Below are 20,583 nucleotides of genomic sequence, written 5' to 3' on the forward strand. Positions count from 1 at the left end.
TCTATCGATCTAATTTGCAAATTTAATCGATCGAAATGTGACCCAGTAGTTCCTGCAAAACATCTAAGGCTTTTCCCTTCAGATGTACGTCGACTGAGCGTGCGAGGTCGGTGCTGGCGGGGTTGATTTCCGCCGTGAAGCCGCCTTGCTGGCGGGTGCGCATCACCGGTTCGATGATGTAGGGGAAGCTCGCCGTGGTGCCTACAGCCAGCACCGCATCGAAGCCCTTGCGCAGTTGCGTGTAGAGGGTGTCGATGGCCTTTTCGGGGAGCATTTCCTCGAACAGGACGACGGGAGGCCGGAGGATACCACCGCACACAGTGCATTTGGGAGGCAAAGGCCGTTCCAGGTGCTGCGACAGTTGGTCACTCTCGGCACCGCACGACTGGCAGAACAGCGGCGACAGCTCGCCGTGGATCTCGATCAGCCGCTCCGGCGGCGACCCCGCCTGGCGGTGATAGCCGTCGATGTTCTGCGTCAGCACCCAGCATTCCGGCTTGAGCCGCTGCAATTGCGCGATGGCTTCGTGCCCGGCATTGGGGCGCGCGGCCAGGCAGGCGCTGCCGAGTTGGGCGAGGTATTTCCAGCACAGCGCCGGGTCGCGCCGCAGCATGGGCCCGGAGATGGCCTCCTCGATCGGAATGCCCTCCTCCGTCATGCCGTTATAGAGGCCGCCAAGCCCCCGGTAGGTGGGCAGGCCGGAATCCGCAGAAAGCCCGGCACCGGTGATGACCAGGATGCGCTCGGCGCGCTTGAGCTCCGCAGCGACGCGGGCGATAGCCGACGAATGATCCATGCAAGCCTCCTGCTCGATGAAACGGGTCAGTGATTGACGGTGTAGGCCAGCATCGCCGACAGGTGGCACAGCGGCCGGCCGCTTTCCTCGTGCCAACGGTTGAAGGCGGCCTGCACCAGCGCCAGGTCGCGCAGGCTGGTGGGCACCTTGTCGATGATGTCCTGGGCCTTGAGCGCCGCGACCATGTCATTGGACGGGACGAAGGTGTCCTTGCCGACCATGCGCAGGAAACGCGGCGCCGAAAGTCCGCCCATCTGGCTGCCGTGCTTGGCCAGGTACTTCCACAGCCCGACGATGTCGGACGTCGGCCAATCGGCGATCAGCGCACCGAAGCTGCCCTTCTCGCGACGCACGTCGAGGATGAACTGGGCGTTGCGCGGCACGCTCTTGAGCTTGCCCAGGTGGCGAATCAGCCGCGCGTCCTGCATCAGCCGCTCCAGGTGCTCGGCGCCCATCAGCACCACCTTCTCCGGGTCGAAACCGAAGAACACTTCCTCGAAGGCCGGCCACTTGGCGTCCACCAGGCTGTGCTTGAGCCCGGCACGGAACACCCGCAGGGCCAGCAGCGACAGGTAGCGGTCATCGCTCAGCTCGCGCAGCTCGGCATCGCTGCGCGGCTGCGGCAGGCGCGCTTCCAGGGCCTCGGCCGAACCGAAGCGGTTGAGGCAGTACTCGTGAAGCCAGCGGTAATCACGCATAAAAAGGGCCTTGGCTAGAAAGCTTGAAGCTTGAAGCTTGAAGCTTGAAGCTTGAAGCTTGAAGCTTGAAACCTTCCGGCTTCAGGCTCTCGGCTTCCAGCTCCACTTCAGATATTGACGACGTCCAGGGTACGCGGCGCGGCGCTTTCGTCGATGCGCAGGTTGGTGAAGTCGAACAGGTTGCGGTCGGCCAGTTGCGAGGGCACCACGTTCTGCAGGGCGCGGAACATGATCTCGGTGCGGCCCGGCGACTTGCGCTCCCAGTCCTGGAGCATCTCCTTGACCACCTGGCGCTGCAGGTTCTCCTGGGAGCCACAGAGGTTGCACGGGATGATCGGGAATTCCTTGAGCTGCGAGTAGGCCTCGATATCGGCCTCGTTGCAGTACGCCAGCGGGCGGATCACCACGTTGCGGCCGTCGTCGGCACGCAGCTTCGGCGGCATGGCCTTGAGGGTGCCGCCGTAGAACATGTTGAGGAAGAAGGTTTCCAGGATGTCGTCGCGGTGGTGACCGAGGGCCATCTTGGTCGCGCCGATCTCGTCGGCGAAGGTGTAGAGCGTGCCCCGGCGCAGGCGCGAGCACAGCGAGCAGGTGGTCTTGCCTTCCGGGATCTTCTCCTTGACCACCGAATAGGTGTCCTTCTCGACGATGTGGTACTCGACGCCGATGGAGTCCAGGTAGGCCGGCAGCACGTGCTCAGGGAAGCCGGGCTGCTTCTGGTCCATGTTCACGGCGACGATCTCGAACTTGATCGGCGCGACCTTCTGCAGGTACAGCAGGACGTCGAGCATGGTGTAGCTGTCCTTGCCGCCGGACAGGCAGACCATGACCTTGTCGCCCTCCTCGATCATGTTGAAGTCGGCGATGGCTTCGCCAGCGAGGCGACGGATGCGTTTCTGCAGTTTGTTCTGGTTGACCGAAAGGGTGCCCATGGTGCTCTGGAATCCGGGGAGGGGTGCGAAAAGCTGGCTATTTTACGCACAAAGCGCGCGCCGCCCCAGCCCTCTGTTTCGCTGTGCTAGCCTGCGCCCGATGAACGACGAACTAGACCCCTCCCTCGACCTCGCCGACCAGCTCCTGGTGCTGCTCCGCCAGCAACCGGACGGCATCGGCGAATTCGACCTGATCCAGCGCCTGAAGGCCGGCCACTCCACCCACATCCCCAACCTGGGCCTCGGTGATCGCCTGGTGCTGTTCCGCACCCACTTCCTGCTGTTCAACGCCCTCTATCTATTACGCGACCGGCTCTGGGCCGAAGGAACCGCCTTTCTCGCCATCAGCCCGCTGAGCATCCAGCTGCTGCCTTACGCAGCGGGAAGTGATGCCCTCACCGAACACGACCCGCTGCGCACCTACTACCTGGACACCCGTCACCTGCGCGACACCACCGAGCGGGATGTCGAGAAACTGCTCTCGAGCTTCTGGACGCGCATGCAGGGCGGGGACGAGAAGCTCGCCGCCCTCGAGCTGTTCGAACTGGTGAACAGCGAGGAAGCGCTCAACCTCGGGGTGATCAAGCATCGCTACCGCCAACTGGTGAGCCAGCATCACCCCGATCGCGGCGGCAGCACCGAGCGCATCCAGTCGATCAACAAGGCGATGGAAATACTTCAGCGCTATTACAGCTGAGCACTAAGTCTGATTTGCTCTAAAGCCACGGCAGACGCGGACTCCAGCCTGTACCTATACTGCGACACAAGGTCGCATGCGTCGGCCGGGCACCGGGCGGCGCTGGCTATGCGTCCCAGGCGCTTCGCTGGGGGGCGACCTCATAATAATGAGGAGGTGTTCAGAATGATCCACCACGTTTGGGGGCTCTTCACCCATCCCGATCAGGAATGGCAGGAAATCCGTGGCGAAGAAGAAAGCATCAGCCACATGTACCTCACCCATATCCTGGTACTCGCAGCCATACCCGTTGTCTCTGCCTATATAGGAACCACCCAGGTCGGCTGGGCCATCGGCAAGGGCGATCCGGTCATGCTCACGCAGTCCAGCGCGATGCAGATGACCATCCTCTCCTACCTCGCCATGCTCGCCGGTGTCGCCGTCATGGGCGCCTTCATCCACTGGATGGCGCGCACCTACGACGCCTCGCCAAGCTTCACCGAATGCGTCGTGTTCGCCGCGTACTGCGCCACGCCGCTATTCATCGGCGGGCTCGCGGCGCTCTACCCGCACCTGTGGCTGGGCATGATGATCGGCACCGCCGCCATCTGCTACACGGTCTACCTGCTCTACGTGGGCATACCGACCTTCATGAACATTCCATCCGACGAGGGCTTCCTGTTCTCCAGCTCGGTGCTGGCCGTGGGCCTGGTGGTGCTGGTGGCGATGATCGCCGCCTCCGTCATCTTCTGGGGCATGGGCGTAGGCCCGGTCTACATCCGCTGACCCCTTCACCCGTAGCACGAAGGCCGCCCATGGGCGGCCTCTTCGTTTGCCGCCCGCTCGACCAAAACTCGGCAATCTGGCGCGTGGCCTTGCGGGGCATGGTCAACGTGCGGGCCTCGGTGATCCTGCACGGGCACCTCTACCTGATGCCGGAATGCGTCTAGAACGGCGCACCACGACCGCTCGGCAGGAGAACGATTCGGCCGGTGGCGGCTTTGCGGCATAATTGCGGGCTCTGGAGAGCCCCCTTTATGCCCGAGCTGCTACACGCCCGCGTCGAAGCCTGCTACCAGCAGGCGGAAGCTTTTTTCCAACGCCGGTTCACCCGCCCCGAAGTGAGCTTCAAGCTGCGGGGCCAGAAGGCCGGTGTCGCTCACCTGGATGAGAACAAGCTGCGCTTCAACCCCCAGCTGTATCGCGAGAACCAGGACGATTTCCTCAAGCAGACCGTTGCCCACGAAGTGGCGCACCTGGTCGCCCACCAACTGTTCGGCCACCGCATCCAGCCCCATGGCGAGGAATGGCAGCTGATCATGCGGGGCGTCTACGAGCTACCGCCCAACCGCTGCCACAGCTACGACGTCAAACGGCGTAAGGTCACCCGCTACCTGTACCGCTGCGCCTGCCCGGACGGCGACTACCCCTTCTCCTCCCAGCGCCACGCCCTGGTGGCGCGCGGGCGTCGCTACTACTGCCGGCGCTGCAAGGTGACCCTGGTGTTCAGTGGGGAACAGCGGCAAGAGTAAGGGCGGAACCTCGGGCAGGAGCCCGTAGGGCGGGTGCAACCCGCCGATGCACAGGTCCGCTGAAGCTTGAAGCTTGAAGCTTGAAGCAACGAGTGTGGGAGCGAATTTATTCGCGAAGCTGGGGCCCGATTGGTGGGCTGAAGCGCACCCTACGCCTGTCTCTATCCACATCCGCCGAACACACGCCTATCCCGTCACCTTGCCGGCTTTCAGCGAGCTGATCTGCTCGGCGGTGTAGCCCAGCTCGGCCAGCACTTCGGCGGTGTGGGCGCCTACGGCTGCGCCGACATGGCGCGGTGCGGGCAGGCCGCTGGAGAACTTGATCGGGCAGGCGATCTGCCGTTGCGCCGGCAGCCCGTCGCGGGGCACCTCGGTGACCAGGCCGCGCGCCTCGATCTGCGGGTGCCGCACCGCTTCGGAGAGCGGCAGCATCGGCTCGACGCAGGCATCCAGGGCGGCGAACACCTCGCTCCATTCGGCGAAGTCGCGCTTCTCGAACTCGATCTCGATGGCGCGCTTGAGCTCGCGCTGGTCCTCCGGTTTGGGCGATAGCCCGCGCGCGGCCAGGTCCGGTCGGCCGATGGCGGCGCAGAACGGCTGCATGAACTGCGGTTCCAGGCTGCCCACCGAGAACCAGCGGCCGTCACGGGTGCGGTAGTAGTCGTAGAAGCTGCCGCCGTTCAGCGCCTGGTTCTCCATGTCCGGCTCCACGCCAGCACCGAGATAGCCCGCACCGGCCATGCCGTGCAGGCTGAAGGCGCAGTCGGTCATGCTCACGTCCACGTGCTGCCCCTCCCCCGTCACCTGGCGCTGGATCACCGCCGCCAGCAGGCCCATCACCCCGTGCAGCGAGCCGCCGGCGATATCCGCCAGTTGCACGCCCAGGGGCAGCGGGCCGCTTTCCTGGCGCCCGGTGTAGCTGGCGATGCCGGCCACGGCCAGGTAGTTGATGTCGTGGCCGGCGCGGTCACGGAAGGGGCCGCTCTGGCCATAGCCGGTGATGGAGACGTAGATCAGCCTGGGGTTGATCGCCTTCAGCGCCTCGTAGCCCACGCCCAGCTTGTCCATCACCCCGGGGCGGAACTGCTCCAGCACGATGTCGTACTCGGCCACCAGCTGGCGCACCACCTCCACCGCCTCGGGGCGCTTGAGGTCGAGGGCGATGCTGCGCTTGTTGCGGTTCAGGTAGGCGTGGCTGGTGGAGGTGCCACCATCATGGGGCGGCAACACGCGCACCAGGTCCATGCGGCTGGGGGATTCGACGCGCAGCACCTCAGCGCCCATGTCGGCCAGCAGCAGCGAGGCGAAGGGCCCCGGCAGCAGGGTAGAGAAATCGAGGATCTTCAGCGAAGCGAGCGGGCCTGTCATGGCGACTCCATAGCGGTTCGGTTCATTCCCAATGCAGCGGCTGGTGCCTGTCCAGGCACGCGGCCACTGCGGCGAAGCGTTGTTCCAGCACGTTGCGGCGGATCTTCATGGTCGGCGTCATGCAGCCGTTATCCACCGTCCAGGGCTCGCGCACCAGCACGAAATGGCTGATGCGCTCATGGGCCAGGAGGCGCTCGTTGAGGGCCTGCATGCTGGCCGCCAGCTCGGCCTCGATCTGCCCGCGCGCCTGCGCCCGGGCCGCCGGGCTGAGTTCGATCAGCGCCAGTGGCTGGTCCAGGCCGCTGCCCATCAGGCACACCTGCTCCACCCAGAGGTTCTTGGCGATCTCGCCCTCGATGGGTGCCGGCGCCACATACTTGCCCTTGCTGGTCTTGAAGATGTCCTTCACCCGCCCGGTGATGCGCAGGTAGCCATCGGCGTCGATCTCGCCCTTGTCGCCGGTGTGCAACCAGCCCACCTGCAGCGTATCGGCGGTCTTCTCCGGCTCCAGGTAGTAGCCGGCCATCAGCGCGCGGCTGCGGTAGAGGATCTCGCCGTTCTCGGCGATGCGCACCTCGTTGTCCGGCATCACCCGGCCGACGCTGCCGAAGCGCACCTGGCCCGGGCGGTTGAAGTTGCCGTAGGCGAAGTTCTCGGTCATGCCATAGCCCTCGCAAATGGTCAGGCCGATGCGCCGGTACCACTCCAGCAGCGCCACCGGGATCGGCGCTGCGCCGCTGACCAGCACCCGCGCACGGTCCAGCCCCAGCCCCTGGCGTACCTTGCGTGCCACCAGCGCGCCCAGCAGCGGGATGCGCAGCAGGCGATCCAGCTTGGCCTGGGGCAGCTTCTCCAGCACGCCCTGCTGGAAGCGCGTCCACAACCGCGGCACGGAGAAGAACACCGTCGGCCGCACCCGCTTGAGGTCGGCGGCGAAGGTCTCCAGGGATTCGACGAAGGCGATGGCCCCCCCGCAATACAGGCTGTTGGTCTCCACCAGGAAGCGCTCCGCCGCGTGGGACAGCGGTAGGTAGGAGAAGAACTGCTCGCGCTCGTTGAGCCCCATCTCCGCCACCGAGCGGCTGGAGGCGAAAGCGAAGGCCTCGGCCCGCTGCATCACGCCCTTGGGTTGGCCCGTGGTGCCGGAGGTGTAGAGGATGCTGAGAAGGTCATCGGGCCGCTGCACATGCCCATCGCGCAGCGGCTCATGGGCAGCGAGCAGCGCGTGCCACTGGTGCGGCGCGCTCAGGGTCGGGTAGGGCATGGCGACGCGGATGACCTCGGCGGGGATGCCGGCCGCGAACCTCTCCGCCTCGTCCAGCTTGCCGAGGATGATCACCTTGCACGCCGAGTGGCGCAGCACGTAGTCGATGCTCTCGGCGGATTGCAGCGGGTAGAGCGGCACGCTGACCAGCCCGGCGAGCATCATCGCCAGGTCGCTGATGATCCACTCGGCGCAGTTCTTCGCCAGGATCGCCACCCGGTCGCCCGGCGCGCAGCCCAGCGCCTGCAGCGCACTGGCCAGGCGCCGCGCCTGGTCGTCGGCCTGGCGCCAGGTCAGGTCATGCCACTGGCGCTCCACCGGCTGGCTGAGCCAGACGCGGTCCGGCGTGGTGCCCACCCAATGGGCGAGCCGCTGCAACGGCAGTTGATCGGTCATTGCTGAACCCTCCTTGTTGTTCTTGTAATGGTCGGAGCCTGTCACGTTATTCGCCGCCTATCCGCCCTCCTCCCGGGCACGGCGGCTCGCCGGATGGCCTCACAGCCGGAACACCTGGCGGGCGTTGCCCTGGAGGAACTTCGCCTCGATCTCCGCCGGCAGCGCCAGCTCCTTCACCTGGGTCATGCAGCGCTCCAGGGACAGCTGCGGGAAGTTGCTGCCGAACAGCACCTTGTCCTGGCCGTAGCTGCGCATGAACTGCAGCAGCGCCTGGGGGTAGTAGCGCGGCAGGTAGGCGGAGGTGTCGATGTAGATGTTGTCGTGCTTCCAGGCCAGGCCGATCATCTCCTCGGTCCAGGGATGGCCGATGTGCCCGGCGACAATGCGCAGCTCGGGGAAATCCAGCGCCACCTCGTCCAGGTAAGGCACCGGGCGCCCGGTCTCCGACGGCATCAGCGGGCCGGTGTGGCCCACCTGGGTGCAGAAGGGAATGTCCAGCTCGATGCATTTCACGTAGAGCGGGTAATAAAGCCGGTGGTTAGGCGGCAGCTTCCATAGCCAGGGCACGACACGCAGTGCCTTGCAGCCCAGCTCCAGCACCGCCCGCTCCAGCTCGCGCACCGCCGCCAGGGGTTTGCTCAGGTCCACCGTGGCGACCCCGACGAAACGGTCGGGGAAGGCGCGGGTGTACTCGGCCACCAGGTCGTTGTCGAACACCCAGCGCTCCGGCCGGCACCAGGCGGCGAGCATGAGTTTGTCCACGCCCGCGCGGTCCATCTCCGCCACCGTCTGCTCGGGTGTCAACGGCTGGTCGAGCAAGTGCGCGGAACCGGATTTCTCGAACAGCCGGACCACCTCCGGCAACAGCTCGCGGGCGCGGCCGTTGGCGGGTTGGGCCCAGGCGTCGATGGCGCCCAGCGGTGCATTCATGGCGATGGCCTCCTGGCGTCTACACAGTGGCTGAACTCTAGCCCGGCCCGGGGCGCCGGGCTGGGGTTCAGAGCTTCATGCCGCGGCTGATGATCTCCTTCATGATCTCCGAGGTGCCGGCGAAGATGCGCTGGATGCGCGCGTTCGCGTACATCTTGCAGATCGGGTACTCCCACATGTAGCCCCAGCCGCCGTGCAGCTGCACGCCCTCGTCCACCACCTTGCATAGCAGCTCGGTGGTGAACAGCTTGGCCTCGGCGGCCACCTCGGGGGTCAGCTTGCGCTGGTTATGGTCCATCACGCAGCGGTCGGTGAAGACCTGGGCGACGTCTATCTGGGTGCGCATCTCGGCCAGCTTGAAGCGGGTGTTCTGGAAGTGCGAAACGGGCCGGTCGAAGGCCTTGCGCTCCTTCACGTAGTCGATGGTGGTCTGCAGCGCCGCCTCGGCACCGGCCACCGCGCCGCAGGCGTTGGTCAGGCGTTCCTGGGCGAGCATGTTCATCAGGTAGAAGAAGCCGCCCTTGGCATCGCCCAGCAGGTTCTCCTTGGGCACCTTGACGTTGTTGAAGAACAGCTCGGCGGTGTCCTGGCTCTTCATGCCCAACTTCTTCAGGTTGCGCCCGCGCTCGAAGCCGATCATGTCGCGCTCCACCAGGAACAGGCCCATGGCGTGCTTGTTGGCCGGGTCGGTCTTGGCCGCGACTATCACCAGGTCGGCCAGCAGGCCGTTGGAGATGAACACCTTGGAACCGTTCAGCTCGTAGTGGTCGCCCTTGTCCACCGCGGTGGTGCGCATGCCGGCCAGGTCGGAACCGGCCGCGGGCTCGGTCATGGCCACCGCGAGGATGATCTCGCCGCTGATGATCCCCGGCAGGAAGCGCGCCTTCTGCTCGGCGTTGCCGTACTCGGCGATGTAGGGGCCGCACAGCGCCGAGTGCAGCGGGATCATGAAGCCCGGTTCGTTGATGTGGGCCAGCTCCTCGCACATGATCTGCTCGTAGCGGAAGTCCTTCAGCCCGGCGCCGCCGTACTCCTCGTCCGCCCAGGGCAGCAGGAAGCCCATCTCGCCAGCCTTGCGCCACACCGCACGATCCACCACGCCCGCCTCTTCCCAGGCTTCCTGGTGCGGCACCACTTCCTTCTGCAGGAAGGCACGGAACGAGTCGCGGAACATGTTGTGTTCGGTTTCGAAATGGATGCGCTGCATGCGAAGGGTCTCCCTGGAAAAAATCGTTCCGCAGGGTAGGCGGCGCCCGCCCAAGCGCTCAATGACACAAGCGCTCAGGGTCGATTGACCCATGTGCTCATAGGCTCCCGCGCACGCCAGGCAAGGGGATCGGCGCGCTACGTCCCACTTTCCTGCGCCCATAAAAAAGCCCGTCACGAGACGGGCCTGGAAAATCTCCTCCCCGTGGGGAGGGAGGAGAGAATTACGCGGTTCAGACGCGCTGGGCTTCTGCCTGCGGCGCGGCATTGCCATTGCCGGCCAGTTCGCGGTCCAGCGTGTCGGTGTCCAGCTGCTTGCACCACTTGGCGACGACGAGGGTCGCCACGCCGTTGCCCACCAGGTTGGTCAGGGCGCGGGCTTCGGACATGAAGCGGTCGATGCCGAGGATCAGCGCCAGGCCCGCAACCGGCAGGTGGCCAACGGCGGAGATGGTGGCGGCGAGGACGATGAAGCCGCTACCGGTGACGCCGGCGGCGCCCTTGGAAGCGATCAGCAGCACCAGCAGCAGGGTGATCTGGTGGGTGATATCCATCGGCGTGTCGGTGGCCTGGGCGATGAACACCGCGGCCATGGTCAGGTAAATGGAGGTGCCGTCGAGGTTGAAGGAGTAACCGGTGGGGATCACCAGGCCGACGACCGACTTGTTGGCACCGAGTTTTTCCATCTTGGCGATCATGCGCGGCAGGGCCGACTCGGAGGACGAGGTGCCCAGCACGATCAGCAGTTCTTCGCGGATGTACTTGATGAACTTGAGGATGCTGAAGCCGTGGGCGCGGGCGATGCTGCCCAGGACCACCAGCACGAACAGCAGGCAGGTGATGTAGAAGCACAGCATCAGCTGGCCGAGCTGCACCAGCGAACCCACGCCGTACTGGCCGATGGTGAAGGCCATGGCACCGAAGGCACCGATGGGCGCGACCTTCATGATCACGTTGATGATGTTGAACATCACCTGGGAGATGCGCTCGATGAACTCGAACACCGGGCGGCCGTAGTCGCCCATGCGGTGCAGCGCATAACCGAACAGCACGGAGAAGAACAGCACCTGAAGAATGTCGCCGTTGGCGAAGGCGCCGACCACGGTCCCGGGGATGACGTTCATCAGGAAGTCGATGGTGGACTGCTTCTCACCGGCAGCGGCGTAGGCCGCGATGCCCTTGATATCCAGGGTGGTCGGGTCGACATGCATGCCGGCGCCGGGCTGGAATACGTTCACCACGATCAGGCCGATCACCAGGGCCAGGGTGGAAACGATCTCGAAATACAGCAGCGCGTAGCCGCCGGTCTTGCCGACGGCCTTCATGCTTTGCATGCCGGCGATGCCGGTCACCACGGTGCAGAAGATGATCGGCGCGATGGCCATTTTGATCAGCTTGACGAAGCTGTCGCCCAGGGGCTTCAGGGCAACGCCGGTCTGCGGGAAGAAATGGCCGATCAGGATGCCGATGGCGATGGCCACCAGAACCTGGAAATAAAGGCTTTTGTAGAGGGGTTGACGGGTCATGGCAGATCCTCTCGGGTGGTGCGGGGCCTGATTCCGTACAGGGGCGCACCACCGGTCTCAATCACCTCCCTTGCTGGGAGACTTTGTTGTTCTGCGATCCAAACCAATGGATGGCGCAGCTCCTATCGCAAGGGCTGTGCCAACCCGTCTTGCCGGCGCAATGCCTAGTGCGCCGTGGCCTACAGAAAATGGCCGGGCGCTGTAGGACAATCCCTCGGGCGGATTCCCGCCAGCGAAGCAGGGGGATTCCCGCCACATCCGCCCCTTGTCGCCTGCTTCTGCCACGACCTACCATCGGTCACCCCGAGCCAGGAAGCCGCCCATGCGCGAGCGCACCATCGCCAGCCACTTCGTCCGAGCCGCCTTGCGCGGCCCCGCACGCCAGGGCGTGGATTGCACCGCCATCCTGCGCAACGCCGGCATCCAGGCCGCGCTGCTGGACGAGCCACGAGCACGCATCGCCCCCGAGCAGTTCAGCCGCTTGATGCAGTTGTTGTGGGAGGCGCTGGACGACGAGTACATGGGCTTCGGTCGTCAGCGCAGCAAGCGCGGCACCTTCGCCATGATGTGCCACGCCATCATCCACTGCCGCAGCCTGGAGAAAGCCCTGGGGCGAGGCGCGATGTTCTACGGCCTGTTCCCCGAGGCGCCGCGCATCCTGCTGGAGCGCGAGGGCGAATCGGTGCGCCTGACGGTGGACGACGCCACGCTCTGGGACCCGGACCACTTCCTGGTGGAAAGCCTGCTGGTGATCTGGCACCGCCTCGGCAGCTGGCTGATCGGCCAGCGCATCCGCCTGGAGGAAGCCACCTTCGCCTACGCCGAGCCCGAGCACGTGGGCGAATACGAGCTGCTGTTCCCCACCACCCGCCGCTTCGACGCGCCCTGCACCAGCCTACTGTTCCAGGCGCGCTACCTGGCCATGCCGCTGCTGCAGGACGAGCGCACCCTCAAGCACTTCCTCGAACACTCGCCGGCCGACCTGCTGGCCCGCCCCGACGGCGGCGACAGCCTGAACAGCCAGATCCGCCGCCTGCTGGGCCGCGACTGCCGCGACTGGCCGGACCTGGAAAAGGTCGCCCAGCACCTGCACATCAGCCCGCAGACCCTGCGCCGCCACCTGCGCGAAGAAGGCACCAGCTTCCAGGAACTGAAGGACCACCTGCGCCGCGACCTGGCCATCTACCACCTGGGCCGCGACGAACTGGCCATCCAGGACATCGCCGAACAGCTCGGCTTCTCCGAGCCCTCGGCCTTCCACCGCGCGTTCAAGAAATGGACCGGCCTCACCCCCGGCGCCTACCGCGCCCAGGAAGCCTGAGCGGCAAGACGTAGCCCCGGTCGTAGCCTGGGCTTCAGCCCAGGGGATACCCGGAACACCCGATGAGCGACACGGCTCACCCCGTCTTCACCATCGCCGCCGCGCTGAGCATCTCGATCTCGCGGATCTCGAAATCCCGCACCAGGAATTCCATGCGCCGCTCGTGGAAGGCCTGCATGTGCGGCAGGGCCGAATGGCGCTCCAGGTCCGCCCGCGAGCGCCACACCTCGAAGAAGATGAACAGCGTCGGGTCCCGGGCGTCGCGCAGCATGTGGTATTCGATGCAGCCCGCCTCCGCGCGGCTCGGCTCGACATAGGCGCGGAACAGCGCCTCGAACGCGTCGGCGCGCTCCGGGCGCAGCTGGGCATGGAGGATGAAGGCACAGGTATCGCTCATGGCATGGGGCTCCGCTGACTGAAAGGCGCCGCAGCCTATCGCAACAGTTCAACACTCATTCGTGCTTTTCACGCAAAGACGATTTGTCTGGAAGGCGGTTTTTCCGGGCCGGTTCACTGGGTAGTCTGCCGGCCATCGAGAACCTCACGAGGCCACCAGCCATGAAAAAGATCCTCCTGCTCAACGGCGGCAAGCAGTTCGCCCACTCCGACGGCCGCTACAACCGCACCCTGCACGAAGCCGCCCTGGCCTTCCTCGACCGCTCGGGCTTCGACGTGAAGGAGACCTTCATCGACGGCGGCTACGACACCGCCGAAGAAGTGCAGAAATTCCTCTGGGCCGACGTCATCGTCTGGCAGATGCCCGGCTGGTGGATGGGCGCGCCCTGGACCGTGAAGAAGTACATCGACGACGTCTTCACCGCCGGCCACGGCAGCCTCTACGCCAACGATGGCCGCACCCGTTCCGACGCCTCGCAGAAGTACGGCAGCGGCGGCCTGCTGCACGGCAAGCAATACATGATCTCCGCCACCTGGAACGCCCCGCAGCAAGCCTTCGACGACCCCAGCGACTTCTTCGAGGCCAAGGGCGTGGACGCGGTCTACTTCCCCTTCCACAAGGCCAACCAGTTCCTCGGCATGACCGGCCTGCCCACCTTCCTCGCCGTCGACGTGATGAAGCGCCCGGATATCGCAGGCGACATCGCCCGCTACGAAGCCCACCTGGCCAAGGTATTCGGCGCCAGCGCCTGATGCCCTAGGTCGAAACGCAACTTGTAGGATGGGTAGAGCGAAGCGAAACCCATCATCCGCGAGGTTCCGCCGGGCTCTCGGAACACCGCCCTCCCCCTGCGAAGCACCTCAGGCCAGCAGCGCCACCGACTTGATCTGCGCCCACAGCTGCTGGCCCGGGTGCAGGCCGAGCTGGTCGCGGGAATAGCGGGTGATGCGGGCCAGCATCGCCGTGCCGTCCACATCCAGGCGCACCAGCACATGGGCGGCGTTGTCCGCAGGAATCTCCTCGCGCACCGTCGCCGGCAGCAGGTTGAGGATGCTGCTGTCCGCCTGGCGCTGCAGGCTCAGGCTCACATCCCGGGCGCGCACCTTGAAGCGCACGCGCCGGCCGTGCTCCGCCGGGGCGTGGGCCACGCGCATGCTCAGGCCGCTGTCCGGCAGGCCGAGGCTGAGCAGGTCGTACTCCGGGTCATGGCCGATCACCCGCCCTTCCACCACCACGCCAGCGTCATCATCCAACGCGGTGGGCAGGTCCAGCCGTGCCAGGGTTTCGCCCAGGGGCCCGCTGGCCAGCACCCGGCCCTCATCCATCAGCACCAGGTGGTCGGCCAGCCGCGCCACCTCGTCCGGCGAGTGGCTGACATAGAGCACCGGGATATCCAGTTCGTCATGCAGGCGCTCCAGGTACGGCAGGATCTCCGCCTTGCGCTTGCCATCCAGCGCTGCCAGGGGCTCGTCCATCAGCAGCAGGCGGGGGCTGGTCAGCAGCGCCCGGGCCATGCCCACGCGCTGGCGTTCGCCACCGGACAGGCGCGCCGGCATGCGTTCCAGCAAATGGCCGATGCCCAGCAACTCCACGGCCTGCTCCAGCTTCACCCGCCGCTCGGCGACGGGGATGCGCTTCTCGCCGTAGGCCAGGTTGCGCCGCACCGACAGGTGCTCGAACAGGCTCGCCTCCTGGAACACGTAGCCCAGGGCGCGCTTGTGGGTGGGCACGAAAAGCCCGCGCTCGCTGTCCTGCCAGGTCTCGCCGTTGATCTCCAGGCGCCCGCGGGCGTTGCGTTCGAGCCCGGCGATGCAGCGCAGCAGGCTGGTCTTGCCGGAACCGGAATGGCCGAACAGCGCGGTGACGCCACGCCCGGGCAGGGCGAGGTCCACGTCCAGCTCGAAGCCGGGCCAGGCCAGGTAGAGGCGCGCACGTATGTCGTGACTCATGCCGCGAGGGTCCTTGGGGTCAGGTCCAGCCCGGCCGCATGCGCCGGCTGGAATACAGGGCCAGCAGTATGAGGAAGGAGAACACCACCATGCCACCGGCCAGCCAGTGGGCCTGGGCGTACTCCATGGCCTCGACGTGATCGAAGATCTGCACCGACACCACCCGGGTCTTCTCCGGGATGTTGCCACCGATCATCAGCACCACGCCGAACTCCCCCACCGTATGGGCGAAGCCGAGGATGGAGGCGGTAACGAAGCCCGGTCGGGCCAGTGGCAGCACCACGGTGACGAAGCTGTCCCAGGGGCTGGCGCGCAGGGTGGCCGCCACTTCCAGCGGGCGCGGGCCCATGGCCTCGAAGGCGTTCTGCAGGGGCTGCACCACGAAGGGCAGCGAATAGAAGACCGACCCCACCACCAGCCCGGCGAAGGTGAAGGGCAAGGTACCCAGGCCGATGGACTGGGTGAACTGGCCGATGAAACCGTGGGGGCCCATGCTCACCAGCAGGTAGAAGCCAATCACCGTGGGCGGCAGCACCAGCGGCAATGCCACCACCGCCCCCACGGGACCTTTCAGCCAGGAGTCGGTGCGTGCCAGCCACCAGGCAATGGGCGTTCCCACCAGCAGCAACAGGGCCGTGGTCAGGGTCGCCAGCTCCAGGGTCAGCCAGATCGCCGCCCAGTCGTCACCACTCAGTGGCATCGCACCGCTCCCTCATTCAACTCAAAGCGCGTAGCCGTAGGACTTGATCACCGCTGCGGCCTTGTCGCCCTTCAGGTAGTCGACCAGCGCCTTGGCGGCGGCGTTGTCCTTGCCCTTGGCGAGGATCACCGCGTCCTGCTTGATCGGGTCATGCAGCTCGGCCGGCACTATCCAGGCAGAGCCGCCGGTCACCTTGCCATCCTTGTAGATCTGCGACAACGCGACGAAGCCCAGCTCGGCGTTGCCGCTGGAGATGAACTGCTGCGCCTGGGTGATGTTCTGGCCTTCCACCAGCTTGCCCTTGACCTGGGCGGTCAGGCCCAGCTTCTCCAGCACCTGGGTAGCGGCCAGGCCGTAGGGCGCGGCTTTCGGGTTGGCGATGGACAGGTACTTGTATTCGTTCTTCTTCAGCACCTCGCCCTTGGCGTCGACGTAACCGTCCTTGGCCGACCACAGGGCCAGGGTGCCGACGGCGTAGGTGAAGCGGGTGCCGGCAACGGTGTCGCCTTCCTTCTCCAGCTTGGCCGGGGTGCTGTCGTCGGCAGCGAGGAAGACTTCGAATGGCGCGCCGTTCTTGATCTGCGCATAGAACTGGCCGGTGGCACCGGTGGCGATCACCAGCTTGTGGCCGGTGTCTTTCTCGAAGTCCTTGGCGATGGCCTGGATCGGTGCGGTGAAGTTGGCGGCGACCGCGACCTGGACGTCCTGGGCCATAGCCAGGTTGGCGGTGGTGCAGGCAGCAAGCGCGATGAACAGACGGGACATGTGACCCATGGAGCACTCCTTTGTTTTTGTGTGAGGTTGAGCAGCGCGTGAAGCGGGAGCCGACTCTACCCCTTCGCTATGTATAAAACTATACAGCGAATAAAATTTTCTTCGCGCCCGTCACAGGCCTGCAACACGGGCCGGCGACACTGGCTGCGGCTGAGGGACCAGCCCCCATCTGACGCCGCACGCGGCTCACATGGCCATGACGGAAAAGTCCGGCGCCGCCCCGCCCTCCCCGCGCCGCTATCGCCTCCGCCTCCCCTGCCGCGGAAACCTCATGGCCGCCCCTTGCGGCCATTTTTGTACCCGCCCCGCCCCCGTTCATCCGCCTCCCCCGTCCCGATCCTGACCGGGTTCTCAAGTTCACCCGAGGAGCAGAGACGGCGCTTTGCCATCATGCTAGAAATGCGCCCGCCAGCGGACGGCCACGGTGGCCTGACTACACTTCCCTGGCGCCTGCCCGGAAAGAGCCACCATGTCACCGATCAAGCCCATCACCTTAATCCTCGCCTGCTTCCTCGCCCTTCAGGCCCAGGCAGCCGAACCCGCGAAGCTGGTGTTCTGCTACGAGGACCAGGACTCCTGGCCCTGGGTGATGCTCGACGACAAAGGCCTCAACCAGGCGCTGTTCGACCGCGTGCAGAGCGCCCTGAAACTGACCATCGAACGCCAGCCGATGCCCTGGAAGCGCTGCCTCGACGGCCTCGCCCGGGGCCAGTACGACGGCGCCTTCGCCTCCTCCTTCAAGGCCGAGCGCCAGGTCATGGGCCACTACCCGTACCGCGCTGATGGTTCGCTGGATACCGACAAGCGCCTGCACAGCGCCTCCTACTCGCTGTACCGCCTGCGCGGCAGCCAGGCCGACTGGGACGGCAACACCTTCACGGGCATCCAGGGCCGGGTCGCGTCCCTCAGCGGCTTCTCCATCATCGACTTCCTCAAGGCCCACGGCCTGGACGTGGAAGAAACCAGCCGCGACCCACTGGCCCTGCTGCGCATGCTCCACGGCCACCGCTTCGAAGCCGCCGCCATGCAGACCCTGCGCGCCGATCAGCTCCTGGCCAGCCACCCGGACCTCGGCGAAGGCATCGAGAAACGCCCCGTGCCGCTGGAGCAGAAGGACTACTACCTGATGCTGTCCAACCGCTTGATGGACATGAACCCCACCCTCGCCCACGCCATCTGGGACGAGGTCGCCCGCCAGCGCGAATCGGCCGACTACCAGGCCCAGCTCAAGCAGGTCCTGGCCGCCACCCCGCACGGCAACTGACCCCACTCGGGGTCAGAGCAGCAACTGGCTCAACACCGCCCGCAGCTTGCCCGGCTTCACCGGCTTGTTCAGCAGCGGCGCGCCAAGGGCCTGCAGGTTGCGCCGGCACTCGTCACTGCGGTCGGCGGTGATCATCACCGCCGGAATGGCCCGGCCGAACTGCCCGCGCAGTGCCTGCACCACCTCGCAGCCGGTCACGCCGTGGTCCAGGTGGTAGTCGGCGAGGATCGCCTCCGGCGCGACGCCACCCAGGTTGCCCAGGGCGCTCTCCAGGTCGGGCGCGGTCACCACCTCACAACCCCACTGGCCTAGCAGCGCGGCCATGCTGTGGAGGATGCTCGCCTCGTTATCCAGCACCAGCAGGCGCCGGCCCGGCAGCGGGTCGCCGGTCTGCGGGCGCACGGGGGCATCCTCGCGGCGCGCCGGCAGCACCTCCGCCAACGGCACCTCGATGGAAAACACCGACCCCCGCCCCGGCTGCGAACGCACGCCGATGGGACAGCCGAGGATGCCGGCGATACGATCGACGATGGCCAGCCCCAGGCCCACGCCCTTGCGCTCGGCGGCGCGGCCACGGTCCAGCTGGTTGAACTCGAGGAAGATCGCCTGCAACTGGTCCGCCGGAATGCCCCGGCCGCTGTCCCACACCTCCAGCCGCACCTGGTCGCCCCGGCGGCGGCAGCCCAGCAGCACGCGGCCGCGCTCGGTGTAGCGGCAGGCATTGCTGAGGAAGTTGCGCAGGATGCGCGTCAGCAGGCGGATATCGGTGCTCACCGCCAGCCCCTTGGGAATGTGCACGCGCAGCTGCAACCCGGCGGACTGGGCAACGCTCTGGAACTCCGAGGCCAGCGGCGCCAGCAACTCGTCCAGGCGATAGGCGTCGATGTCCGGGCGGATCGCGCTCTGGTCCAGCTTGGAGATTTCCAGCAGGTCGGTGAGCAGGTCCTCGGCGCCTTCCAGGGCTAGGTGGGTGCGCTCCACCAGCAGTTGCTCGGCGCCGGGCAGGCTGCGCTCGCGCAGGGTCGAAACCAGCAGCCGCGCGGCGTTCAGCGGCTGCAGCAGGTCATGGCTGGCGGCGGCCAGGTACTTGTCCTTGCTCTGGTTGGCAGCCTCGGCGGCGTCCCGCGCCTCGCGCAGCTGGCCGTTGAGGGTCTGCAGCTCCAGGGTGCGCGCCGCCACCCGCTGCTCCAGTTCGTCGTTGAGGGTCTGCAGGCGCTGCTGGGCGAGGATGCGCTCGGTGATGTCGGCGACGAAGCCTTCGAACAGCCCCTCCTCGTCCGGCTTCAGCAGCAGGTTCATCAGCACGTCCACATGGCTGCCATCCTGGCGACGCAGGCGCGTCTCGTAGCCGATCAACCCCTGTTGGCGCTGCAGCTCGGCACGGATGTGCACCAGCTCCGCCTCACCGCCAACGAACAGGTGGCTGGCCAGGTCGGTCAGCGACCACAGCAGTTGCTCCGGCGAGTCGTAGCCGAGCATCCGCGCCAGCGCCGGGTTGGCCGCGCGCAGGCCCTCCTGCAGGCTGGCCTGGAAGATGCCGTGCACCGCGTGCTCGAACAGCCACTTGTAGCGGTTGCGCTCGGTCTCCAGCTCTTCCAGGCGGCTCAGCAGCTCGGGGTAATGGCTCTTGCGCGCCGAATGGCTACCCAGCCCGAGCAGCGCCTGGCGCTGCTCCTCAGAGGGCCTCGGCATACACCACCTCGACATCCCGCTGACTCGACTCGCGCGGGTTGGTGAGGATGCAGGGGTCCTCCATCGCATGGCGCGACAGGAAGGGGATATCGGAGGTGGAAACGCCGTGCAGCTTCAGCGTCTCGTGGAAGCCCACCGACTGCTTGAAGGCGATCAGGTGCTCCACCAGGCGCTGGCGGATCTGGTTGTGGTTGAGCCCGCGCGGGTCGATGCCCAGTGTCTCGGCCACCATGCGGAAGCGCTCCGGCGCGGCGCTGTAGTTGAAGGCCACCACATGCTCCACCAGCGCCGCGTTGCACATGCCATGGGGCAGGTCGAGGAAGCCGCCGAGGCTGTGGGACATGGCGTGCACCGCCCCGAGAATGGCGTTGGAGAAGGCCAGCCCCGCCTGCATGCTGCCGAGCATGATCTTCTCGCGCAGGGCGATGTCGTCGGGCGTCGCGATCATCTGCACCAGGTTGCCGTTGATCAGGCGCATGGCCTCCAGCGCGTGGGTGTCGGTGAGCGGCCCGCTGCCGGTGGACACGAACGCCTCGATGGCGTGCACCAGCGCATCGATGCCGGTACAGGCGGAGAGGAAGGGGTCCATGCTCAGCGTGGTTTCCGGGTCGATCAGCGACACGTCCGGCACCACCGCCTTGCTGACGATGGAGAACTTCATCCGCTCGGCCTGGTTGGAGATGATCACGAACTGCGACACGTCCGCCGAGGTGCCGGCGGTGGTGGGGATGAGGATCAGCGGCGGGCTCGGCACGCGGATGGTGTCCACCCCCTCGAACTCGAGGATGCAGCGGTTGTGGGCGACCATGATGCCGATGCCCTTGGCGCAATCCATCGGGCTGCCGCCGCCCACCGCAACTATCACGTTGCAGCCCTCGCTGCGGTAGAAATCCGCCCCCAGGCGCACCTCTTCAACACGCGGGTTGGGCGAGACCTGGGTGAACAGGCAGTAGTCGATGCCCTGGGCCTGCAGGCTGGCCTCCACATCGGCGACCCAGCCGGCGGCGAGCACACCGGGGTCGGACACCACCAGCACCTTGCGCGCACCGAAGGTGCTCGCGTAGTTGCCGACGTTATGCCGGCAGCCGGCGCCGAAGATGATTTCGGGGGACACGAATTTACGCAGTTGGCTGATGTCGTGGCGCATGATCCGCCTGATCGT

The 20,583-nt window shown here is 66.2% G+C and carries 21 protein-coding genes; 7 read left to right on the forward strand and 14 right to left on the reverse strand.

The annotated features are described in order from the left end of the window. Window positions 1-22: 22 nt before the first annotated feature. The 3 genes from PI990_RS22255 to ttcA all read right to left on the reverse strand — a co-directional run bounded on the left by PI990_RS22255 (window position 23) and on the right by ttcA (window position 2,426). Entirely contained in the window at window positions 23-796 is a 774-nt protein-coding gene (locus PI990_RS22255; RefSeq protein WP_271658498.1) for an NAD-dependent deacylase, read from the reverse strand. Between the two features lie 26 nt (window positions 797-822). Further along, window positions 823-1,494, reverse strand: a complete 672-nt coding sequence (locus PI990_RS22260) for a DNA-3-methyladenine glycosylase I (protein WP_021222690.1) — start codon at window positions 1,492-1,494, stop codon at window positions 823-825. A 107-nt stretch (window positions 1,495-1,601) separates the two neighbouring features. Then, entirely contained in the window at window positions 1,602-2,426 is an 825-nt protein-coding gene (gene ttcA / locus PI990_RS22265) for a tRNA 2-thiocytidine(32) synthetase TtcA (protein ID WP_021222637.1), read from the reverse strand. A gap of 100 nt (window positions 2,427-2,526) precedes the next feature. On the opposite strand from ttcA, the gene PI990_RS22270 reads away from it, so the two are divergent. The 4 genes from PI990_RS22270 to PI990_RS22285 all read left to right on the forward strand — a co-directional run bounded on the left by PI990_RS22270 (window position 2,527) and on the right by PI990_RS22285 (window position 4,634). Continuing rightward, window positions 2,527-3,123, forward strand: a complete 597-nt coding sequence (locus PI990_RS22270; protein ID WP_021222636.1) for a DNA-J related domain-containing protein — start codon at window positions 2,527-2,529, stop codon at window positions 3,121-3,123. 165 nt (window positions 3,124-3,288) lie between these two features. Continuing rightward, on the forward strand, window positions 3,289-3,888 hold the full coding sequence (locus tag PI990_RS22275) for a Yip1 family protein (RefSeq protein WP_021222635.1): 600 nt from the start codon (window positions 3,289-3,291) through the stop codon (window positions 3,886-3,888). 29 nt (window positions 3,889-3,917) lie between these two features. After that, window positions 3,918-4,052 carry a hypothetical protein gene (locus tag PI990_RS22280; RefSeq protein ID WP_271658499.1) on the forward strand — a complete coding sequence of 45 codons (135 nt, stop codon included), beginning with the start codon at window positions 3,918-3,920 and terminating at the stop codon, window positions 4,050-4,052. Window positions 4,053-4,139: 87 nt separating this feature from the next. Beyond that, window positions 4,140-4,634: a SprT family zinc-dependent metalloprotease gene (locus PI990_RS22285; protein WP_021222634.1), complete on the forward strand. Its 495-nt coding sequence runs from the start codon at window positions 4,140-4,142 to the stop codon at window positions 4,632-4,634. Between the two features lie 186 nt (window positions 4,635-4,820). Here the strand turns inward: PI990_RS22285 and PI990_RS22290 are convergent, their stop codons facing one another. The 5 genes from PI990_RS22290 to PI990_RS22310 form a co-directional block, all read right to left on the reverse strand. Beyond that, window positions 4,821-6,002, reverse strand: coding sequence for a CaiB/BaiF CoA transferase family protein (locus tag PI990_RS22290; protein ID WP_271658500.1), 1,182 nt, complete (start codon window positions 6,000-6,002; stop codon window positions 4,821-4,823). Between the two features lie 22 nt (window positions 6,003-6,024). Beyond that, window positions 6,025-7,662 (reverse strand): AMP-binding protein, encoded by a 1,638-nt coding sequence (locus PI990_RS22295; RefSeq protein ID WP_271658501.1) that lies wholly within the window; start codon window positions 7,660-7,662, stop codon window positions 6,025-6,027. 99 nt (window positions 7,663-7,761) lie between these two features. Beyond that, window positions 7,762-8,592: an amidohydrolase family protein gene (locus PI990_RS22300; RefSeq protein ID WP_271658502.1), complete on the reverse strand. Its 831-nt coding sequence runs from the start codon at window positions 8,590-8,592 to the stop codon at window positions 7,762-7,764. 67 nt (window positions 8,593-8,659) lie between these two features. Continuing rightward, window positions 8,660-9,799 carry an acyl-CoA dehydrogenase family protein gene (locus PI990_RS22305; RefSeq protein WP_271658503.1) on the reverse strand — a complete coding sequence of 380 codons (1,140 nt, stop codon included), beginning with the start codon at window positions 9,797-9,799 and terminating at the stop codon, window positions 8,660-8,662. A 232-nt stretch (window positions 9,800-10,031) separates the two neighbouring features. After that, on the reverse strand, window positions 10,032-11,324 hold the full coding sequence (locus PI990_RS22310) for a dicarboxylate/amino acid:cation symporter (protein ID WP_021222629.1): 1,293 nt from the start codon (window positions 11,322-11,324) through the stop codon (window positions 10,032-10,034). Window positions 11,325-11,646: 322 nt separating this feature from the next. Here PI990_RS22310 and PI990_RS22315 point away from each other — a divergent pair, with 322 nt between their 5' ends. Then, window positions 11,647-12,645 carry an AraC family transcriptional regulator gene (locus PI990_RS22315; protein WP_021222628.1) on the forward strand — a complete coding sequence of 333 codons (999 nt, stop codon included), beginning with the start codon at window positions 11,647-11,649 and terminating at the stop codon, window positions 12,643-12,645. Between the two features lie 76 nt (window positions 12,646-12,721). On the opposite strand, the gene PI990_RS22320 is transcribed toward PI990_RS22315, so the two are convergent. Continuing rightward, on the reverse strand, window positions 12,722-13,042 hold the full coding sequence (locus PI990_RS22320) for a putative quinol monooxygenase (RefSeq protein ID WP_271658504.1): 321 nt from the start codon (window positions 13,040-13,042) through the stop codon (window positions 12,722-12,724). Between the two features lie 161 nt (window positions 13,043-13,203). On the opposite strand from PI990_RS22320, the gene PI990_RS22325 reads away from it, so the two are divergent. Beyond that, a complete protein-coding gene (locus tag PI990_RS22325) occupies window positions 13,204-13,794 on the forward strand; it encodes an NAD(P)H-dependent oxidoreductase (RefSeq protein ID WP_184487944.1) in 591 nt (196 codons plus the stop codon). Window positions 13,795-13,902: 108 nt separating this feature from the next. Here PI990_RS22325 and modC read toward each other — a convergent pair whose 3' ends face one another. Genes modC through modA form a run of 3 tightly spaced genes read right to left on the reverse strand, consistent with a single transcriptional unit; the run spans window position 13,903 to window position 16,456 of the window. Then, complete coding sequence (modC, locus tag PI990_RS22330; RefSeq protein WP_271658505.1) at window positions 13,903-14,991, reverse strand: molybdenum ABC transporter ATP-binding protein; 1,089 nt, start codon at window positions 14,989-14,991, stop codon at window positions 13,903-13,905. 19 nt (window positions 14,992-15,010) lie between these two features. Beyond that, the gene (modB, locus tag PI990_RS22335; protein ID WP_021222624.1) at window positions 15,011-15,691 is read right to left on the reverse strand and encodes a molybdate ABC transporter permease subunit; all 681 of its coding nucleotides are present in this window, start codon (window positions 15,689-15,691) and stop codon (window positions 15,011-15,013) included. A 21-nt stretch (window positions 15,692-15,712) separates the two neighbouring features. Then, window positions 15,713-16,456 (reverse strand): molybdate ABC transporter substrate-binding protein, encoded by a 744-nt coding sequence (gene modA, locus PI990_RS22340; protein WP_271661341.1) that lies wholly within the window; start codon window positions 16,454-16,456, stop codon window positions 15,713-15,715. A gap of 478 nt (window positions 16,457-16,934) precedes the next feature. Here modA and PI990_RS22345 point away from each other — a divergent pair, with 478 nt between their 5' ends. Further along, window positions 16,935-17,729, forward strand: coding sequence for a substrate-binding periplasmic protein (locus tag PI990_RS22345; protein WP_271658506.1), 795 nt, complete (start codon window positions 16,935-16,937; stop codon window positions 17,727-17,729). 12 nt (window positions 17,730-17,741) lie between these two features. On the opposite strand, the gene PI990_RS22350 is transcribed toward PI990_RS22345, so the two are convergent. Continuing rightward, window positions 17,742-19,421 carry a hybrid sensor histidine kinase/response regulator gene (locus PI990_RS22350; protein WP_271658507.1) on the reverse strand — a complete coding sequence of 560 codons (1,680 nt, stop codon included), beginning with the start codon at window positions 19,419-19,421 and terminating at the stop codon, window positions 17,742-17,744. Then, on the reverse strand, window positions 19,405-20,568 hold the full coding sequence (gene ercA, locus PI990_RS22355) for an alcohol dehydrogenase-like regulatory protein ErcA (RefSeq protein WP_271658508.1): 1,164 nt from the start codon (window positions 20,566-20,568) through the stop codon (window positions 19,405-19,407). Before ercA ends, PI990_RS22350 begins: the two co-directional genes overlap by 17 nt. Between the last annotated feature and the right edge of the window lie 15 nt (window positions 20,569-20,583).

Origin of the sequence: Pseudomonas sp. TUM22785 (assembly GCF_028198105.1) — a bacterium.
GTDB lineage: Bacteria > Pseudomonadota > Gammaproteobacteria > Pseudomonadales > Pseudomonadaceae > Metapseudomonas > Metapseudomonas solani.

Coding starts and splice junctions, on each gene's coding strand:
- PI990_RS22255 (WP_271658498.1), bottom strand. CDS start 796: ATGGATCATTCGTCGGCTATCGCCCGCGTCGCTGCGGAGCTCAAGCGC.
- PI990_RS22260 (WP_021222690.1), bottom strand. CDS start 1,494: ATGCGTGATTACCGCTGGCTTCACGAGTACTGCCTCAACCGCTTCGGT.
- ttcA (WP_021222637.1), bottom strand. CDS start 2,426: ATGGGCACCCTTTCGGTCAACCAGAACAAACTGCAGAAACGCATCCGT.
- PI990_RS22270 (WP_021222636.1), top strand. CDS start 2,527: ATGAACGACGAACTAGACCCCTCCCTCGACCTCGCCGACCAGCTCCTG.
- PI990_RS22275 (WP_021222635.1), top strand. CDS start 3,289: ATGATCCACCACGTTTGGGGGCTCTTCACCCATCCCGATCAGGAATGG.
- PI990_RS22280 (WP_271658499.1), top strand. CDS start 3,918: ATGGGCGGCCTCTTCGTTTGCCGCCCGCTCGACCAAAACTCGGCAATC.
- PI990_RS22285 (WP_021222634.1), top strand. CDS start 4,140: ATGCCCGAGCTGCTACACGCCCGCGTCGAAGCCTGCTACCAGCAGGCG.
- PI990_RS22290 (WP_271658500.1), bottom strand. CDS start 6,002: ATGACAGGCCCGCTCGCTTCGCTGAAGATCCTCGATTTCTCTACCCTG.
- PI990_RS22295 (WP_271658501.1), bottom strand. CDS start 7,662: ATGACCGATCAACTGCCGTTGCAGCGGCTCGCCCATTGGGTGGGCACC.
- PI990_RS22300 (WP_271658502.1), bottom strand. CDS start 8,592: ATGAATGCACCGCTGGGCGCCATCGACGCCTGGGCCCAACCCGCCAAC.
- PI990_RS22305 (WP_271658503.1), bottom strand. CDS start 9,799: ATGCAGCGCATCCATTTCGAAACCGAACACAACATGTTCCGCGACTCG.
- PI990_RS22310 (WP_021222629.1), bottom strand. CDS start 11,324: ATGACCCGTCAACCCCTCTACAAAAGCCTTTATTTCCAGGTTCTGGTG.
- PI990_RS22315 (WP_021222628.1), top strand. CDS start 11,647: ATGCGCGAGCGCACCATCGCCAGCCACTTCGTCCGAGCCGCCTTGCGC.
- PI990_RS22320 (WP_271658504.1), bottom strand. CDS start 13,042: ATGAGCGATACCTGTGCCTTCATCCTCCATGCCCAGCTGCGCCCGGAG.
- PI990_RS22325 (WP_184487944.1), top strand. CDS start 13,204: ATGAAAAAGATCCTCCTGCTCAACGGCGGCAAGCAGTTCGCCCACTCC.
- modC (WP_271658505.1), bottom strand. CDS start 14,991: ATGAGTCACGACATACGTGCGCGCCTCTACCTGGCCTGGCCCGGCTTC.
- modB (WP_021222624.1), bottom strand. CDS start 15,691: ATGCCACTGAGTGGTGACGACTGGGCGGCGATCTGGCTGACCCTGGAG.
- modA (WP_271661341.1), bottom strand. CDS start 16,456: ATGTCCCGTCTGTTCATCGCGCTTGCTGCCTGCACCACCGCCAACCTG.
- PI990_RS22345 (WP_271658506.1), top strand. CDS start 16,935: ATGTCACCGATCAAGCCCATCACCTTAATCCTCGCCTGCTTCCTCGCC.
- PI990_RS22350 (WP_271658507.1), bottom strand. CDS start 19,421: ATGCCGAGGCCCTCTGAGGAGCAGCGCCAGGCGCTGCTCGGGCTGGGT.
- ercA (WP_271658508.1), bottom strand. CDS start 20,568: ATGCGCCACGACATCAGCCAACTGCGTAAATTCGTGTCCCCCGAAATC.